General features: G+C 46.5%; 1 protein-coding gene. It reads right to left on the minus strand.

The window, feature by feature from the left end; genetic code table 11:
* Positions 1-245: sugar-transfer associated ATP-grasp domain-containing protein (locus Q4528_RS15395; RefSeq protein ID WP_303522583.1), on the minus strand; the 245-nt coding region annotated here is incomplete at both ends.

The raw sequence follows: 245 nt of genomic DNA on the forward strand, positions 1-245 counted from the left end.
GCCTTTAGCCGGTTTGATAACAAAACCGGAGTGCTTTTGTAGTAACGGAATAATAGATTGAATATCGTGCTGAGTGCGCACCACACCAATTAAGGCTGGAATGGTGACATTATCGCGCTGGGCAATAATTTTGGTTTTAAGTTTGTTATCCACCAAAGGGTAGAGTTTACGCGGGTTGTACCGGCTAATGTAGCCGGTATTGCGCTGGTTCATCCCCATGATGCCCTTGCGGGCCAGCTTAAAAG

The sequence above is a fragment of the Staphylococcus pasteuri genome, assembly GCF_030547725.1.
Taxonomy (GTDB): domain Bacteria; phylum Bacillota; class Bacilli; order Staphylococcales; family Staphylococcaceae; genus Staphylococcus; species Staphylococcus pasteuri.